The following is a 16,725-nucleotide window of genomic DNA, read 5'->3' as shown; positions in this document are numbered from 1 at the left end:
CAAAAAAAATCTCCGGAGGATTTAAGGACGAAGAAATTTCTGAATCGTACTTCAAGCGAAGTTAAAGTTTTTTGCCGAACTCCTGCAACGCTTCGAAAGAAATATTTCCATCCTGCGCAGAAGCAAACGAACTTTCGATAATCAACCCGCAGAACCTGCCTGTCGGCAGGCAGGAACCCCTTCCAAAGGCTACCCAACGCCACAAAAAAAAGCAGTCCTTCTGAAAAACTGCTTTGTAGCTCTGAATTCTAAAAACAATAACTCCATAGAAGAACCAATATTGGAGAAAAGCCACCGGAGTTTCCGTTCAACGGGCTTTCATTGTTGGCTTTTCAAGCCCAACGAAAGCTTAGTTATTTAGCAGTAGTTTTTATAATTTTATTACATTCCAAATTCTTATATCTTAAATTTAAACAAACTTTTCATTCTGATATTATTCCAGAAGGCATTAATGTTATTGTTACATTATATTTACCTGTTTTTTTGTTTTTTCGCAAAACCAATAATTCTTTGGCAAATTTATTTTTTCTTACTAAATCACCAACTTTTACATCTTCATAATCTCTTATGTCGTAATTCCATAATTTAACTTCTCTATTATTGCTATATAAGATTAATGACTTAGTTGGTGAGACTTCAATTTTAGTTATAATAAAATTAATTTCATTTTTTAATTCCTTTTTAGATTGTAAATAATAATTTATTACGATTATAAAAACAAATAAAGAAAATAATGAGAAAGCAATTCCAATATACTTATCTTTCATTTTCTTAAATTATTAATTTGTTTATTAAGTTGTTGAGTTTTAAGGGTTCTCAAAAAATTACTGCTAAGGTCCTGCAACTTTGCGAAGTTGCGACTGGACCCAGCATGGCATCAGCGTCTCAATTTTGCAAAACTGCTTGTTGAACTAAACCTCCGGTAGCTTTTCCCATTCGCCGTTTCATTAACTTTGTTTTTATTAAACCCTAAAAAACCCATAAAATGGCTACAAAAAAAATCTCCGGAGGATTTAAGGACGAAGAAATTTCTGAATCGTACTTCAAGCGAAGTTAAAGTTTTTTGCCGAACTCCTGCAACGCTTCGAAAGAAATATTTCCATTCGCGGCAGAAGCAAACGAACCTTTGATAATCAATCCGCAGAACCTGCCTGTCGGCAGACAGGAACCCCTTCCAAAGGCCACCAAACGCCACAAAAAAAAGCAGTCCTTCTGAAAAACTGCTTTGTAGCTCTGAATTCTAAAAACAATAACTCCATAGAAGAACCAATATTGGAGAAAAGCCACCGGAGTTTCCGTTCAACGGGCTTTCATCTCTTGTCCTGCGGACAAGACGAAAGCTTAGTTATTACCAGCAGTTTATTTTATTCAAGGGACTTACAGCTTGTAAAATTTAAATTTGGGTCAAGTAACTTTTTTTTGAAATCGGCCGGAAGTGAAATGCTTTTTTGACAAAAGTTGATTTCATTAAACTTATTTTCGGTTTTATTCCAGATTAACGCCTTGGTTTCTTGATAATCTCCATTATAAAAATAAGCATTTTGTTTTTCATCAACATAAAGTGTCCATTTGTGATAGTCACTAAAAGTAATATTAATTGGTTGTTGATACAATATTTTTCCATTTTCCGTAGTGATGGCAAATATCTTTTCGTCGTCGCCAATGTTTTTCATTATAATATTCTGGTTTCTTCCCCAATAATACGTACCACTTTCAGTAATAAATCCTGATTTAATAGATTCAACTTTCCGCGATGGATTGTCACATCTGGTAATTGATAAAATGGTAAATATAATTAGTAAAGTCTTCATTTAACACAATCTTTATAAATTCTGACTAACGTTAAATTTAAACATTGATAATCAAATAGTTATATATTTTCATTTTTTGACTATTTGATTATCCAAAATAGTAAAAATTTCTTCGTTAGCGGCTAAAAACAACTCCGTTTTCGAGTAGGGGAATTACAGATAACGGCCGGGTATTTCTGTTGGCGGGCTAAAAATACGAAAACTTTCTACTTGCTAAAATCTTAATTAATTGCTAAAATCTTCGATGGAAACTTCATACCCGCTTGTAGAAATACTTTATTACGCAGTTTCTTTATTCAACAATGGAAGAAACCATCATATAGATTTTCTTCTAATTTTTCTACAACGTTTTTTTTATTGTCCTGGAATGTAAGTTTTCTAAATTTATCGCCACGTATGTTCAAAAAATGAATAATGGTCTTATTTCCTCTATATTGCACAAGTAATTTAGAACTGAATAAATCGAAAATAAAATTGTAAAATTCACTTGGATTGCTTTCTATCATTTTTTCACTAAACGTCGGTAATTCGTTTGTCCGGTCAATATAGAACTCAACTGAATTATTTTCCCCAATCCAAAATGATATATTAATTCGATTTTCTTTTTCTACTGAATCGAAAAGTGTAGAAAATTCGTTTGCGAATTTTGCATTCACTTTAAAATTTTGATTTTCATAAAGCTTCCTTTGATTTAGTTTCAAAAAAATTTCATCAAAAGTTTCAGTGACTTTGTTTTTTATTTCCATACAGTAGTTTGAAATTGTGGACAACACTCAAATATACGCAATCAAAACAATCCCACAAACTTTTTCAAACTTTTTGATCCCCTGATTATCAATAAGATATTTTTTATAAAATTGTGGTGATACAAAAAACACAAACCGAATTTCATGTCCGGGATATGCAGAATACCCAAGTGAAGCCCGATGAAAATCCAAACCTTTTTCCTGGTTTATTGCTGAGTTTGTTTGCTGCATATTTGATCACTATCCACCTACAAAATTCCAAAACAGTAAAAAAATCTTTGCATTCCTTTATTGAAGGGATGTTTTTTTGTGATCTGAAAAACCACCTCCAGCTTTCTTACCCCAAACATACCCCATCCCGGGAACTTCCCCGAACAGTGCCCGAGTACACCGCGGTCGAACCACGGCGCAACTACGGGTCAACCTCAGGATTCCCTTTATTTTAAAGTAGCTGATGAAGATTTAATGAGTAAAAAAACGTAACTTTGGTAAATTGGATCTCATAGAATGATCCTGGCAACCAAATCATTACAAAGATAATGAAAATATGGGCTCCTTCGATTCTTTTTTAGGCATCAGCGGAAAAGTAGGCGATTACGTGTTTTATACCTTGAATGGAAAACCGGTGGTAAGGCGGGTTCAGAAAAAGAAAAAAGGTGCCAAAAGCGCCGCCCGGATCCAGGCCGGTAAGCAAAACACAGAATTCGGAAAAGCGTCCGCGGCAGGGAAATTCCTCCGCCGCGCACTTCAGCATGAAATGGAAACACTGGGGGATGCGTTTCTTTACCAGCGCATCAATCAGCTGTTGCTTCGCATCAAAAACCTTAATCCGGCAACGGATGGCGAAAAAACGCTTAAAGGAGGGTTGAACACCACGCAGGGTGCGGAACTTTTTCAAAGATTCCGGTTCAGAAAAAATAAAAAGTATTCAGAGGAAATACTGTTTTCTGCAACAGAAAATGGTGGAATAGCGCTCATCGGAGCAAGACCTGCTGAGCTGCCCTTCCAAATCATCGAGTTACAGATCAATTTCAAAAACGGACAGTTCCGCAGAGAAACTGCACCTGCAGAATCTTCCGAAACCGGTGAGCTCTGCTGGAAAAGAAAATTCCGCAGGAAGAAGGACTACTCCCATTTTCTCTTCGTTTTTGGGGACCGCACTTTCCAGGGCATGGTGCTTTAAAACGCCTGAATCAGGGAATCGGGGTTTGATCTGCATTAAGAATTGCTGCATTTGATCCTGTAATTTTGCAGCGGGCACTCTTTTAAGACAAATTTAACCATTCATTAAAAGACTTTTACATCCTTTTTGCTATATTTGGGAAACATTTAAAATTATTGGATTATGGCAAATATTACATTACACGGAAACCCCGTGTCCACAATAGGCGATCTGCCGCAAATCGGTTTATCCATAAGGGAATTCGCACTGGTCAATGAAAAACTGGAAGTGAAAACACTGGATGATTATGACGGCATGAAGAAAATCATATCCATTTTCCCCAGTATAGACACTGGCGTATGTGCCGCCTCTGCAAGAAAATTCAACGAAGCCGCTGCCGGTTTGGAAAATACCGTGGTGATTAATATTTCCAAGGATTTACCTTTTGCTCTGGGCAGATTCTGTGCCGCAGAAGGTTTGAATAACGTGGAGACTCTTTCGGATTTCCGCGGAACTTTTGGCGATGATTACGGCGTAACCATTGCAGATGGACCCATGAAGGGACTTCTTTCCAGAGCGGTCATCGTAACCGATGAAAATGGAAAAGTGGTGTACACGGAACAGGTTCCCGAAATTGCCCAGGAACCGAATTACGAAGCCGCACTGAATGCCGCCAAATTCCTTTCCACCTGATTAATTACATAATTCCGCGGATTCCAACTCCCTGCAATTACAAGGATTTCTTTGGGTTTTTTTTCAAAGTCTGATAAGGGCGATTATTCCTGAAGGTTGTTTTTTTGCAGGCGGATGAGCAAACCCTCAATGGTTTGGCGATCTGCTCTGTTCAATTTTAGGCTCAAGGCAGTCATTCACTCGCAAACCTGTTCGCAAAGGCAGCGTCCGGGAATTTCCACAATGGGTTCAAATGTTAAATTTCTCTTAATTGCCGGATTTTTAACAACATATCCTCCCGGAAATTTTTATTTTTAGTTTTTGAAATCTAAAAGAAAACCTATGAAACTGAATCCTTATCTCAACTTTGACGGCACCTGCGAAGAAGCCTTCAATTTTTACAGCAAAGTGTTCCAAACCGGGTTCAACCAATTTGGAATCATGCGCTTTGGCGATGTGCCCGCCAGTGAAGAAATGCCGCCTATTCCCGAAGAGTTTCACCACCGGGTCATGCACGTGGGAATCAATCTCGGCAATCAGACCTTGATGGGCAGCGACATCATGCCGGGTTTTGGAAACAGGCCATTTCAGATCGGCGATAATAATTATGTCAGTATTCATCCGGATTCCCGCGAAGAAGCAGATCGGCTTTTCAACGAACTTTCTGCGGGTGGGGAGGTAGAAATGCCGATGCAGGACCAGTTTTGGGGCGATTATTTCGGGAGTTTCCGGGACCGGTTCGGGACCAGCTGGATGATCAACTACAATGAGGACGCTTCATAGATTTGATCATTTGGGCGGCTTCCGGATTTTCCCCATCACCTGATGCCCAAGAGAAAATTCGGAACCGGGCTGTCCGCTACAATCTTTTTTTTGGCCCCGGCTTTTCCATATGCAAAAAAAAGGATTTCCACTTCCATCCCTGCCGCAGAAGTCACGCCTCCTTCCGAAAATTAAACATCATCTCATTAATATGCACTCATCGCCTATGACGCCAATCACTATAAGCAAGACCATCAGCAAGCCCGTCCAAAAAGTGTGGGATTATTTCAATCTGCCGGAACATATCGTCCACTGGAACTTTGCCCACGAATCCTGGCATTGCCCGAAAGCAGAAAACGACTTGCAGGTCGGCGGAAAACTTAAAACCAGAATGGAAGCCAAAGACGGAAGTTTTGGTTTTGATTTTGAAGGGACTTATGATGAAATCATTCCGTCAAAATTAATCAGATACCATATGGAAGATGGAAGAAAGGTGGAAATCAGGTTTGACGAAATAGATCAAGATACCACGAAAGTCACAGAAATTTTCGATCCCGAAACCTTGAACCCCATCGAAATGCAGCGTGAGGGTTGGAATGCGATTCTTCAGAATTTCCACAGATATGTGATGAATAGCTGATTAATTCCACGTATCGAAAATATTCCTTAATTTTAGGGAAATTAAAAAGAAATGAAAGATCCGATTACCATCAAGATTACAATTCTGCAGCCTGTTCACAAAGTTTGGGATTATTTCTACAACCCAAAACATATTGTAAAATGGAATTTCCCCACCACCAACTGGCATTGCCCAAAAGCAAGCAGCCAGTTCTACGAAGGTGGGCGTTTCGACTACCGTTTGGAATACAAGGATAAAAGCTTCGGATATAATTTTGCGGGACATATCGACGAGATTAAAGTCTTGGAATTCGTGAAAAGCCATCTCGATGACGGTCGAAAAGTGGAGGTGTACTTCAATAAAATAGACGGGAATACCACCGAAATCATTGAAATCTTCGAGCCCGAAATCCAGAACAGTCGGGAAATGCAGCGGGTCGGGTGGTATGCGATTTTGGACCGCTTCCACAAGTATGTGGAAAACAATTAACTGCAGCCTGCAGTCAGCACCGCTGAAAAAGTTCCTGAATTAGATTTCCTCTTTGATTCCATACCATAAAATGTGGAAACGGAGAATCGAAACAGCCATATTAGAAATTTTAAAAGTGAAAAGGCTTGATCCGGCTTACTTGAAATCAGAAATTTCCTGAGGATTGGTAGGTGCAAAGACTTTAGCCCGGGAAAACTCAAATTTGAAAATTGAAATCCCACTGTCGGCAGACAGGCTTGAAAACCGAAATAAAAAATACGATGAACAATGATATTTTCCCATGCCTATGGTATGATGGCGACGCCAGACAGGCCGCTGATTTCTACTGCAGTGTTTTTGATGGCAAGATCACGGTGGATTCACCGATGGTACTGAATCTGGATCTTTTTGGTCAGAGATTCATGCTGCTGAATGGGGGTCCGGCGTACCAAAAGAATGCTTCGATTTCCTTCATGGTTTTATGTGATACTGAAGAAGAGGTAGAGAAATATTGGAAACCGCTGTCCGAAGGAGGAATTGTCCTGATGGATCTCGGTGAATATCCTTGGAGCAAAAGATACGGATGGGTCCGCGATCAATTTGGCGTAACTTGGCAGGTTTATATGGGTGAAAATCAGGGCGACCAGAAGATTGTTCCCACCCTCATGTTCATTCACCAGAATAACGGAAAAGCCATGGAAGCCATGCAGCATTACACCAGAATCTTCCCCAATTCCAAAATAGTTGGTGTTTTGAAGTATGGAGAGGGTGTGGGAAATGAAACCCATGAAGTTCCGGAGAATGTGCAGCACGCGCATTTCGTGATTGACCATTACCATTTCTTCTGCATGGACAACTCCTATGACCATCAGTTTGATTTTTCTGAAGGGATTTCGATCGTGGTGATGACCGACAACCAAACCCAGACCGACCACCTCTGGAATTCCTTGATTGCCGATGGAGGTGAGGAAAGCAGATGTGGCTGGTTGAAAGATAAGTTCGGGGTCAGTTGGCAGATTACCCCGAAAAGATTGCTGGAACTGATGAATAATTTCGATGGAACTGACCGGTCGCAAAAGGTTTTCCAGGCGATGCTGAATATGAAGAAGATTGTAATTGCCGATTTGGAAACTGCTTACAACTCCTGAAATTGAGCAGCATCTTTGGAATTATAATGGAATTACAGGGATTTTTGCTGTTTTGAATTAATACTTTAGGTGACTCATCGTGTATTCTTTTGAACTGCGTGAAATATAAACAGTGAAATGAAACAACTGGAATTTGAAACTGCGATCAATGCCACTCCTGAGAAAGTCTGGGAAACCATGTGGAGTGCAGAGACCTATGGAAAATGGACTCCCGGTCACCGCTATGAAGGAAATTGGGAAACCGGTTCCGAAATGAAGTTTTTTGACAAAGACAACAACGGAATGTATAACCGTGTGGAAACCAATATTCCGAATCGTGAACTCAAAATGAAGCATCTCGGCTGGATTATGGCAGGAAAATTGGATCCGCAAAACTGGACGGATTCTGAAGTCACTTACTTTTTCGAGCCGACCGAAAATGGAACCCTCCTGAAAACTGAAATCAATGCCTTGGATGAGTTTGTGGAGTTTTATAATGATTATATTCCCAATATTTTTACAAAAATCAAAGAATTGTCAGAAAATTAGAAATCCTCAATCTCAACTTTAATCTTAATCTCAAATACCGTCATGGAAACCTTAGACTATAGCATCATCATCAATGCGCCCATCCAAAAAGTGTGGAACTTGCTGTGGAATCAGGAATCTTATTCTCAATGGACCAGGTTTTTCGATGAGGGTTCTACCCTGAAATCCGACTGGCAAGTGGGCGGAAAAACCTACTTTCTGGACAAAACCGGAAACGGAATGGTCTCCACCATCATGAGTTTAAATGAGCCGAATGAAGTGATTTTCCGCCATTTGGGAACTTTTCAGAATGGAGTGGAAGATACCAAAAGCCGCGAAGTGATGGAATGGAGCGGTACCGAAGAAAAATACTTTCTGCGCGCGATTGATGAAACAACCACCGAACTTCGCGCCATCACGCATACCATGCAGGAATATAAGGAATACATGGACAACGGTTTTAACAAAGGTTTCGCATTTTTGAAAAATCTGGCGGAAAGCTGATTTTAAATCCCGGTTGCAGTGGCATCCTTTTTTAGGGATTGAGCGAAATCGGAATCTCAAAAAAGACATAGCCTTGCCTGTCTCCATGCAGCCCAACACATCGGCTGACAGCGAAAGCGGGACGGCTCTTGGAAGAAGTCGGAAATTCGGCTGCTCAAAAAAATATCCACCCCTTAAAGTAAAATGAAATTCCGGTCGTCTTTCCCGGTATGGAACTGGAATTGGCCTCGATGTCGCAAACCGAAAAAGATAGTCTGATTGCTCAAACCGTAAAAAATTACGGCGGGAAACTGATGTCTTTTATCCGGCCGAAAGTGCGCAATACAGAGGATGCGGAAGATATTTTGCAGGAGGTTTGGTACCAGTTCAGCAATCTGACCAATATCGGCGAAATTGTGAATGTCGGCGGTTGGCTGTACCGGGTATCGAATAATAAAATCATTGATAAATACCGGAAAAAGACGACCGATAATTTGGAGGATTTCGTGTATGTGGACGAAGACGGAAGTTTTTCGGTGAAAGATATTTTGTTGCTGGATGACTCTGAAAATCCTGAACTGTTGGCGTTTCGCGAGGAGGTCTGGAAACAGCTTTTTGCGGCTTTGGACGAATTACCCGAGAATCAGCGGCTGGTTTTCGTGGAGACCGAAATGGAAGGCAGAAAATTGAAGGAAATCGCCGATGAGCAGGGAGAAAACATCAAAACCATCATCAGTAGAAAAAATTATGCGGTGAAACATCTGCGGAAACGGATGCTGGGTTTGTATAAAGATTTGAAAGATTAAGGAAATGAGCAATAATTTTAAAGGAAAAATAGCGCTTTTCGTGATTGGTGGAATCGCGATGTTCTTTGCGGTGACCGCGATAGTAATGTGGCTTTGGAATCTGCTGCTGCCGGAAATTACAGGGGTGAAGGCCGTCACTTTTTGGCAGGCAATGGGGATTTTGGTGCTGAGTAAGATCCTGTTTGGCGGTTTCGGAGGAAAGCACGGAAAAGGATGGAGGGCAAAAGAAAAATTCAGGCAGATGAAGGAAGAACATTGCGGAATGAGTGAGGAAGAAAAACAACGGCTGAAAGAATTGTGGAAAAAACGCTGTGAAACTACTGGGTTTTTTGGAAAAAGCGAATAAGGGCAGACACTTTTGTTCGCTTTTTTGTTGTATTGCTGCCGCTTTTCTTTTGCAGATTACCCCGTTTTCAGCGATTTTTGTGACTCGGTGGACGTAATTAAAAGTTCATGGAGCTGCACCAATTTTTAGGAGGATGCCGTGTCAATGAACTGATTCTTTTCTGCGTTGCGTTAAAATTATTTTATAAAACCCTATTTTTGCACGTCGCGTCTCACGTCCCGCAATTCTAAGATGAAAGATTATTATTATTTTCTGGGTATAAAATCCAATGCTTCCGATGAAGACATCAAGAAAGCATACCGGAAGTTGTCCTTAAAATACCACCCCGATAAAAATCCCAATGACGATTTTTTTTCTGACCGGTTCCGGGAAATCCAGGAAGCGTATGAAATGTTGAGCGAGCCCGAAAGACGCAGGATTTACGACGAAAATCTGGCGCATCTGCAAAGAAGTTACCGGCCGACCTTGCCGCCATCCATCAGAACTTTCTCGGCCAATAAGATCCGGGTGAAAAAAGGGGAGGAAGTCATCATCAACTGGCATACGAATAACGCCGATGTGGTGAAGATCTTACCTTTCGGATTGGAAAAAGGCTACGGAGAAAGGGTCTTTAAAATCACCGAATTCAAGGAGGGAGAATTCCAGCTTCTCCTTCATGCCACAAACACGCTTTTGAATAAAACCGTGGTGCAGGGAATCACCATTACCGAAACCTTCGATAATGAACGGGAACAGTTCAGGAGTGATCTGGAAGAAATATTTAAACCACAGAAGCCAACCCGAATCAATCCTGGAGGGCAATCCAGAGGAATGAGGGTGATCCTGGCGATTCTCTTCTTCGTGATTGCCATTTTGATCTTGGTGAAAACATTTTCCGGAAACTGAATCGTTTGCTTCGGCTTTTCAAAATTTCGCACGCTTTACCGCAGTATTTTTACAAAACATCTGGCGATTGATCTGAACCCAACTTTGTTGGGGTTATTTCCGTATTGTTATGAATAAAATAATTTTAATGGGGAAAAATCAAAATTTTGGTCTTGATTTTGATAATGTTTAATTGCGTGTAAAAATTCATTGCTAAAATGATATTTCTCGTTAAGTGAATACCCAACCCTTAAAATGATTAATGAGATGAAACATCTATTTCAAAACCAGGAAAATAAATTTGATGAAGTCCTGTTCCAGGGCAGAAACAAAGATTACGGAGCTTATGTCTTGCGAAATGAAGCCGACAGCATCCTTACCAAATCGATGTTGATTGGAATTGGAGTGTTTGCGCTTTTTGCACTGACTCCCCTTGTGGCGCATTATTTCGCAGATTCACCTGTAACACCTATTGATACTTCAGCAGGTCCTTTTGTACTGGATATTGTAGATCAGCCAGAAGATACTCCGCCAGTAGTGCAGCCGGTGGTTCCGCCACAGGCAAAAGTGAATACCCTTGATTCGCGGGTTCCTGACCCGACCCGGGATGCAAAATTTGATAAGGTGATGCCGAAACAGGCCGATTATGATCATTCCGTTGCAGGAATTCAGGATGTGGTAGGTGATCCACCCTTAACTCAATATGTTCCTCCGGTTATTGACCTTCCGGCAAATCAAACTCCGGATGTTAAAACTGAGAAACCGGTTGACAACACTCCCAAAACCGCTGTTGACGTTTCTGCGGAATTCATTGGCGGGATCAACGCCTTCAGAAATAAAGTGGTCAGCAGTTTTGATACTTCAGCGATGGATGGAACTGGCGAAGTGGTGAAAACCACGGTGACCTTTATCGTAGAAAAAGACGGCACGATCAGTGATGTGAAAGCCAGCGGACCCAATGCGACTTTTAATCGCGAAGCGGAAAAAACCATACGTTCGGTTCGTGGAAAATGGATTCCGGCAAAACTTGGCGGTGAAAACGTGAGGAGTTACTTTAAATTCCCGGTTACCATGCAGTTTCAGTAATTTACACAGCCAATCCTTCATATAGGCAGTTATCCACAGAAAACGATTTTTTGTGGATAATTTTTTTTTGTAGTAAATGGTTAATTAACAGTATTTTAACCAAATTTCAGGATGCGTCAACTATTTGAAACTCGGAAAAAAGTGTATTTTTGATGATTAAAATTTAAAGAATGGCTAAAATCATTGGTATTGCCAATCAGAAAGGCGGAGTGGGGAAAACCACCACTGCGGTAAATCTTGCCGCAGCATTGGGTGTTCTGGAGAAGAAAATCCTGATCATTGACGCAGATCCGCAAGCAAATGCTACTTCCGGATTGGGAATTGAGCAGTCGGAATTTTCCACCTACAACCTTTTGGAGCAGAGTGCAGAAGCGAAAGAATGTGTGCAGAAAACAGCTTCACCAAATTTGGATATCATTCCTTCACACATCGATTTGGTGGCCGCAGAAATTGAACTGGTTGATCGTGAAAACCGCGAGTACATGCTAAAAGAAGCCCTAAAATCGGTGCGGGATGAGTATGACTACATCATCATCGACTGTGCGCCGAGTTTGGGTCTGATCACCGTGAATGCTTTAACTGCCGCTGATTCTGTGATTATTCCTATTCAGTGCGAATATTTTGCTTTGGAAGGTCTCGGTAAACTGTTGAACACCATCAAAAACGTGCAGAAAATCCACAACAAAGATTTGGATATTGAAGGTTTGCTGCTGACCATGTTTGATTCCAGACTTCGGCTTTCCAATCAGGTGGTGGAAGAGGTAAGCGCCCATTTCCCCGAAATGGTTTTCGAAACCATTATCAGCAGAAATGTGAGATTGAGCGAGGCGCCAAGTTTTGGTGAAAGTATCCTGAACTACGATGCGGAAAGCAAAGGAGCCATCCAATACCTTCAGTTGGCCGAAGAAGTGGTACTGAAAAATGAAAATTTAGTAAAGAACTAAAATAAATTCCTTTGAAAAATTTCCGCCCTTTGGCAGAGCATTCAAGGAGGAAGACAGCATTATGAAAGACAAAAAAAGGGCAATGGGACGCGGTTTGGGAGCAATCCTGAGTGCCGAATCAAAAGCTACTGTGAATTCTGCCACAGATGAAGGTGCTGATAAGTTCGTGGGAAACATAGTGGAGGTATCCTTGGAAGATATCTATCCCAACGCTTCGCAGCCAAGAACTTATTTCGATGAGAAAGCGTTGAACGATTTGGCGCAATCCATTAAAAATCTGGGAGTGATACAGCCGATTACTTTAAGAAAAGATGGAGACAAATTTGAAATCATTTCGGGTGAGAGGCGTTTCCGGGCAAGTAAAATAGCCGGCTTGGAAACGGTTCCGGCCTATATCCGTTTGGTCAATGACCAGGAATTGCTCGAAATGGCTTTGGTGGAAAACATCCAGCGTGAAGATTTAGACGCCATTGAAATTGCACTCACTTACCAGAGATTGCTCGAAGAAATCGGAATGACCCAGGAAAACTTGAGCCAAAGAGTAGGGAAGGAAAGAAGTACAATTACCAATTCCATCCGTTTGCTCAGATTGAATCCCGATGTACAGAACGCGATCCGGAGCGGCGAGATTTCCGCAGGGCACGGCAGAGCCATTCTCAGTTTGGAAGATCCTGAAAGTCAAAAAATTCTTTTTGAGAAGATAATCAAAAATAATTGGAGTGTCCGACAGGCTGAACTGGAAGCCAACCTGTTGAAAAATCCAAAACAATCTGCACCGAAAAGCAAAAAACCGATTCCCAATCATTACAAAAAAGCGGAAAAAAATCTTGCTGATATTTTGGAAGTGAACGTAGAAATTAAAGCTTCCGCCAACGGTAAAAAGGGAAAAATCGTTCTCGATTTCAAAAACGAGCAGGAATTGGAAAACATTCTCTCACACTTTAAATAATGAGGAAATTCACGGTCATTTTCTTTCTGATATTTTCTTTTAAGATTACCGCACAAGTCAATCCAAACGACAGCATTCGCGTTGAAAATCATCCAAAAGACTCCCTTTCAGCGGTACAACCGAAATCTGAAATTGCGGTGCTGACCGATATTCAGAAATCCAATGCACCTGCGAAAACCATGAATTTTAACCCGACGAAAGCCGGTTTGTATTCAGCGGTTCTGCCGGGACTCGGTCAATATTACAACAAAAAATACTGGAAAATCCCCATCGTCTGGGGAGCAATCGGAACCGGCGTGGGAATCGCCATCTGGAACCAAAACCAATATACGCGTTACAGAAATGCGTTCATCGCCCAACTGAACGGACAACCGCATGAATTTTCAGACATCCCGGGAATTACGGCAGAAGCTTTAGGTCGTGTTCAGGACCGGCAAAAAAGACAGCGTGATTATGCCATCGCCATCACAGGACTGATTTATGTGCTGAATATCGTGGATGCGGTGGTGGATGCACATTTATATGAAGGTAGAAAAGATCCGGATCTGGCTTTTAAACCGGCGGTGATTTTTGATGAGTTCAGTAATCAGACCGCGAAAGCGGGGTTGAGTCTGAATTACAGATTTTAGAACATGAAATTCCGGTTTTAAAATTTAATAAAAAATTCAGATTTGAAGATTGAGTAAATACTGGAATCGGAAAGGTGAAGGATGGGCTTCTTCAGGTTGAATCATCATCCTTAAGTTTAGATGAATCCAAACTTAAAGGTCACCGGACCAGTTGCCAGTCTTCAATTAATGTCATTGAAGTGAAAGGAAACAGCAGCATATTTAAAATATAGAACATGAAAATCGCAATAGTGGGATACGGAAAAATGGGGAAAATCATCGGTGAAATTGCCGGCAGCAGAGGTCATGAAATTGTGGCGAAACTCAACGAAACTCCCACCGCCGGAAACCTGAACAATCCTGATGTGGTCATTGAGTTTTCAAATCCGGAAGTGGCGTTTGAAAATATTAAATTCTGCCTTGAAAATAAGATTCCGGTAATTTGCGGAACAACAGGCTGGCTGGAAAGAAAACCCGAAATCGAAAATATTGCCACCGAAAACAATGCCGCGTTTTTATATGGTTCCAACTTCAGTTTGGGTGTGAATCTGTTTTTTGCCCTGAATGAGAAATTGGCAGATCTGATGAAAAACTTCAGCGAATATCATGTTCAGTTGGAGGAAATCCACCACACCCACAAAAAGGACGCACCAAGTGGCACCGCAATATCTTTGGCGGAAGGAATCATCAGAAACGATAAAAGATTCACCGGCTGGAAACTCGATGAAACCAAAGGAAATGAACTTGGAATTTTCGCCATCCGTGAAGATGAGGTTCCCGGAACACACAGCATTTTTTACCGGAGTGAGGTGGATGAAATCGAAATCAAACATACTGCCTTCAACCGAAACGGATTCGCTTTGGGCGCGGTAATCGCCGCAGAATGGATTAAGGGGAAAAAAGGGAATTTCTCGATGAAGGACGTGCTTTTTTCATGAGTAATGACTGATGAGTAACAGATCTTGTATTTCCAACCCTTGCACTTTGCTGATAGCTTGTCAAACTGTAACAAAAACTTAGAAGAATAAACTAATCTCAAAAAGCCGGTCTCCAGGAGCAGGCTGCCAAAACCCAAAATTATGGACTATATTCTTACCTATACCTTTTACATTGTCATCCTTTCCCTTTTGATGGGAGTTTCCACCTGGAAATTGTTCAAAAAGATGGGTTACCATCCGTTATTGGCATTGGTGCCGTTTTACAATTATCTCATTATTCAGAAGGAAACCAAGCACCCGAAATGGTGGGTTGCATTGGCGTATTTGCCGATTATCGGACCGATCATGATGACGGTTTTTCACCTTTTCCTGATGAAGCATTTTGGGAAATCCAAATTCACACAGGTTTTATTGACGGTGATTCTTCCGTTTATTTATATGGCAACGGTGAATTATTCCAAAGATGCTGAAGTGGAAAGTGAAGAAGATCTTTATCTGAGTGAAGAGGAAAAAAATGCCAGAAAGAAAGACACTTTCGCCGGTTCTATTACGTTCGCGGTTGTTTTTGCGACTATTGTCCACATCTTCGTGACGCAACCGTTTGGTATTCCGACAGGTTCCATGGAGCGGACACTTTTGGTGGGCGATTTCCTCTTCGTGAATAAGTGGAGTTATGGTTACCGAATGCCGATGCGGCCTTTAGCTATTCCGTTTTTGCAGGGGACGATCATGGATACCGGACAAAAAGGAAACCCTAAAGATGATCCCAAATCCTATGTGGATGCAGTGAAACTTCCTTATTGGAGGTTATTGCAATTCAACAAACCACAGAAAAATGATATCGTGGTTTTTAATTATCCCCAAGATTCGGTGCACACGGCAATTGACAGAAAAGATCCTTATGTAAAACGTTGCGTTGCAGTGGCGGGTGACGTCATTGAAATGAGGGCAGGAAGACTTTTTGTCAATGGTAAACCTGAAACAATTTTGGGAGACCAGCAGGAACAGCACAAATTCATCGCGCACGCCGGAAGTCAGCTGGATGTTCCTGCATTGTATAACAAATACGGATTTTTGCCGCTTCAGGAATATCAAACCAATGAAGGATTTGTCTATGATTTCCAGGGTTTAACGGATCAGACGGCGAAAGAAATCAAAGCACTTCCACAGATTATTGACATGAAGGAACACATTTGGCCAAAAGATTCTGCGGCGATTGGTTATAAACTTAATGCGGCGAGAGACGGTTACACCAAAAATATTGATAGCGCACAATCAATTTTCCCGATCAATAGAAAATGGAATCAGGATTGGTATGGTCCGCTGAAAATTCCGAAAAAAGGCGATGTGGTGACTTTGAATCAGGAAACTTTGCCGGAATATCAGTGGATCATATCGGAATATGAACACAACAAACTGGAAAACAGGAACGGAAAAATCTTCGTCAATGGTCAGGAAACCAATCAGTACACCATCAAACAGGATTATTACATGATGATTGGTGACAACCGCGATGCGTCTTTGGATGCGAGATTTTTCGGTTTCGTGCCGGAAGAGAATATCGTTGGAAAACCGATGTTTACTTGGATGAGTTTACAGGGAGTATTTACAGATTCGGGTTCTACTTATCAGGCGCCGTTCAAGGTGAGGTGGGACAGAATGTTCAAAGCAACCAATACCGGAGAAGCCCACAAAACCTCTTATTGGTGGGTTGCAGTAGGCGTTTTGGTGCTGTTTTTCGGTTGGGAATTCTTTGTCAATTTATTCAGGAAAAAGGAGGAGCAGGAATAGAAATTAAAGGGACCG

General features: G+C 41.2%; 22 protein-coding genes. 17 read left to right on the top strand and 5 right to left on the bottom strand.

The features are described 5' to 3' along the window. Positions 1 to 61: 61 nt before the first annotated feature. From L0951_RS09850 to L0951_RS09830, 5 genes are all read right to left on the bottom strand, one after another. The gene (locus L0951_RS09850; RefSeq protein WP_234111062.1) at positions 62 to 295 is read right to left on the bottom strand and encodes a hypothetical protein; all 234 of its coding nucleotides are present in this window, start codon (positions 293 to 295) and stop codon (positions 62 to 64) included. Between the two features lie 127 nt (positions 296 to 422). Further along, entirely contained in the window at positions 423 to 767 is a 345-nt protein-coding gene (locus tag L0951_RS09845) for a hypothetical protein (RefSeq protein WP_234111061.1), read from the bottom strand. 286 nt (positions 768 to 1,053) lie between these two features. Next, positions 1,054 to 1,287, bottom strand: a complete 234-nt coding sequence (locus L0951_RS09840) for a hypothetical protein (RefSeq protein WP_234111060.1) — start codon at positions 1,285 to 1,287, stop codon at positions 1,054 to 1,056. A gap of 77 nt (positions 1,288 to 1,364) precedes the next feature. Beyond that, complete coding sequence (locus L0951_RS09835; RefSeq protein WP_234111059.1) at positions 1,365 to 1,811, bottom strand: hypothetical protein; 447 nt, start codon at positions 1,809 to 1,811, stop codon at positions 1,365 to 1,367. 296 nt (positions 1,812 to 2,107) lie between these two features. After that, complete coding sequence (locus L0951_RS09830) at positions 2,108 to 2,557, bottom strand: hypothetical protein (protein ID WP_234111058.1); 450 nt, start codon at positions 2,555 to 2,557, stop codon at positions 2,108 to 2,110. A 547-nt stretch (positions 2,558 to 3,104) separates the two neighbouring features. Here L0951_RS09830 and L0951_RS09825 point away from each other — a divergent pair. The 17 genes from L0951_RS09825 to lepB all read left to right on the top strand — a co-directional run bounded on the left by L0951_RS09825 (position 3,105) and on the right by lepB (position 16,710). After that, complete coding sequence (locus L0951_RS09825; RefSeq protein WP_234111057.1) at positions 3,105 to 3,740, top strand: hypothetical protein; 636 nt, start codon at positions 3,105 to 3,107, stop codon at positions 3,738 to 3,740. Between the two features lie 162 nt (positions 3,741 to 3,902). Next, on the top strand, positions 3,903 to 4,412 hold the full coding sequence (tpx, locus tag L0951_RS09820; protein WP_234111056.1) for a thiol peroxidase: 510 nt from the start codon (positions 3,903 to 3,905) through the stop codon (positions 4,410 to 4,412). Between the two features lie 321 nt (positions 4,413 to 4,733). Continuing rightward, a complete protein-coding gene (locus L0951_RS09815; RefSeq protein WP_234111055.1) occupies positions 4,734 to 5,174 on the top strand; it encodes a VOC family protein in 441 nt (146 codons plus the stop codon). Between the two features lie 205 nt (positions 5,175 to 5,379). Beyond that, entirely contained in the window at positions 5,380 to 5,793 is a 414-nt protein-coding gene (locus L0951_RS09810) for an SRPBCC family protein (RefSeq protein WP_234111054.1), read from the top strand. Between the two features lie 51 nt (positions 5,794 to 5,844). Then, the gene (locus L0951_RS09805) at positions 5,845 to 6,261 is read left to right on the top strand and encodes an SRPBCC domain-containing protein (RefSeq protein ID WP_234111053.1); all 417 of its coding nucleotides are present in this window, start codon (positions 5,845 to 5,847) and stop codon (positions 6,259 to 6,261) included. Positions 6,262 to 6,521: 260 nt separating this feature from the next. Continuing rightward, positions 6,522 to 7,388 carry a VOC family protein gene (locus tag L0951_RS09800; RefSeq protein WP_234111052.1) on the top strand — a complete coding sequence of 289 codons (867 nt, stop codon included), beginning with the start codon at positions 6,522 to 6,524 and terminating at the stop codon, positions 7,386 to 7,388. A gap of 117 nt (positions 7,389 to 7,505) precedes the next feature. Continuing rightward, complete coding sequence (locus L0951_RS09795; RefSeq protein WP_234111051.1) at positions 7,506 to 7,916, top strand: SRPBCC family protein; 411 nt, start codon at positions 7,506 to 7,508, stop codon at positions 7,914 to 7,916. A 42-nt stretch (positions 7,917 to 7,958) separates the two neighbouring features. Continuing rightward, a complete protein-coding gene (locus L0951_RS09790) occupies positions 7,959 to 8,399 on the top strand; it encodes an SRPBCC family protein (protein ID WP_234111050.1) in 441 nt (146 codons plus the stop codon). 209 nt (positions 8,400 to 8,608) lie between these two features. Then, complete coding sequence (locus tag L0951_RS09785; protein WP_234111049.1) at positions 8,609 to 9,184, top strand: RNA polymerase sigma factor; 576 nt, start codon at positions 8,609 to 8,611, stop codon at positions 9,182 to 9,184. A gap of 4 nt (positions 9,185 to 9,188) precedes the next feature. Then, the gene (locus L0951_RS09780; RefSeq protein ID WP_234111048.1) at positions 9,189 to 9,530 is read left to right on the top strand and encodes a hypothetical protein; all 342 of its coding nucleotides are present in this window, start codon (positions 9,189 to 9,191) and stop codon (positions 9,528 to 9,530) included. 231 nt (positions 9,531 to 9,761) lie between these two features. Continuing rightward, positions 9,762 to 10,415 (top strand): J domain-containing protein, encoded by a 654-nt coding sequence (locus L0951_RS09775; RefSeq protein WP_234111047.1) that lies wholly within the window; start codon positions 9,762 to 9,764, stop codon positions 10,413 to 10,415. Between the two features lie 246 nt (positions 10,416 to 10,661). Beyond that, positions 10,662 to 11,480, top strand: a complete 819-nt coding sequence (locus tag L0951_RS09770; protein WP_234111046.1) for an energy transducer TonB — start codon at positions 10,662 to 10,664, stop codon at positions 11,478 to 11,480. Positions 11,481 to 11,650: 170 nt separating this feature from the next. After that, positions 11,651 to 12,424, top strand: coding sequence for a ParA family protein (locus L0951_RS09765; RefSeq protein WP_234111045.1), 774 nt, complete (start codon positions 11,651 to 11,653; stop codon positions 12,422 to 12,424). Positions 12,425 to 12,485: 61 nt separating this feature from the next. After that, positions 12,486 to 13,373 carry a ParB/RepB/Spo0J family partition protein gene (locus tag L0951_RS09760; RefSeq protein WP_234111044.1) on the top strand — a complete coding sequence of 296 codons (888 nt, stop codon included), beginning with the start codon at positions 12,486 to 12,488 and terminating at the stop codon, positions 13,371 to 13,373. Further along, positions 13,373 to 14,002 (top strand): DUF5683 domain-containing protein, encoded by a 630-nt coding sequence (locus L0951_RS09755; protein WP_234111043.1) that lies wholly within the window; start codon positions 13,373 to 13,375, stop codon positions 14,000 to 14,002. Before L0951_RS09760 ends, L0951_RS09755 begins: the two co-directional genes overlap by 1 nt. Positions 14,003 to 14,217: 215 nt before the next feature. Further along, positions 14,218 to 14,919 carry a 4-hydroxy-tetrahydrodipicolinate reductase gene (dapB, locus tag L0951_RS09750; protein ID WP_234111042.1) on the top strand — a complete coding sequence of 234 codons (702 nt, stop codon included), beginning with the start codon at positions 14,218 to 14,220 and terminating at the stop codon, positions 14,917 to 14,919. Between the two features lie 141 nt (positions 14,920 to 15,060). Next, on the top strand, positions 15,061 to 16,710 hold the full coding sequence (gene lepB / locus L0951_RS09745) for a signal peptidase I (RefSeq protein WP_234111041.1): 1,650 nt from the start codon (positions 15,061 to 15,063) through the stop codon (positions 16,708 to 16,710). The last annotated feature ends 15 nt before the right edge of the window (positions 16,711 to 16,725 follow it).

The organism is Chryseobacterium sp. R2A-55, assembly GCF_021401085.1.
Taxonomy (GTDB): domain Bacteria; phylum Bacteroidota; class Bacteroidia; order Flavobacteriales; family Weeksellaceae; genus Kaistella.
Note: the sequence above shows the minus strand (reverse complement) of the source record. Positions and strands in the feature narration are given on the sequence as shown.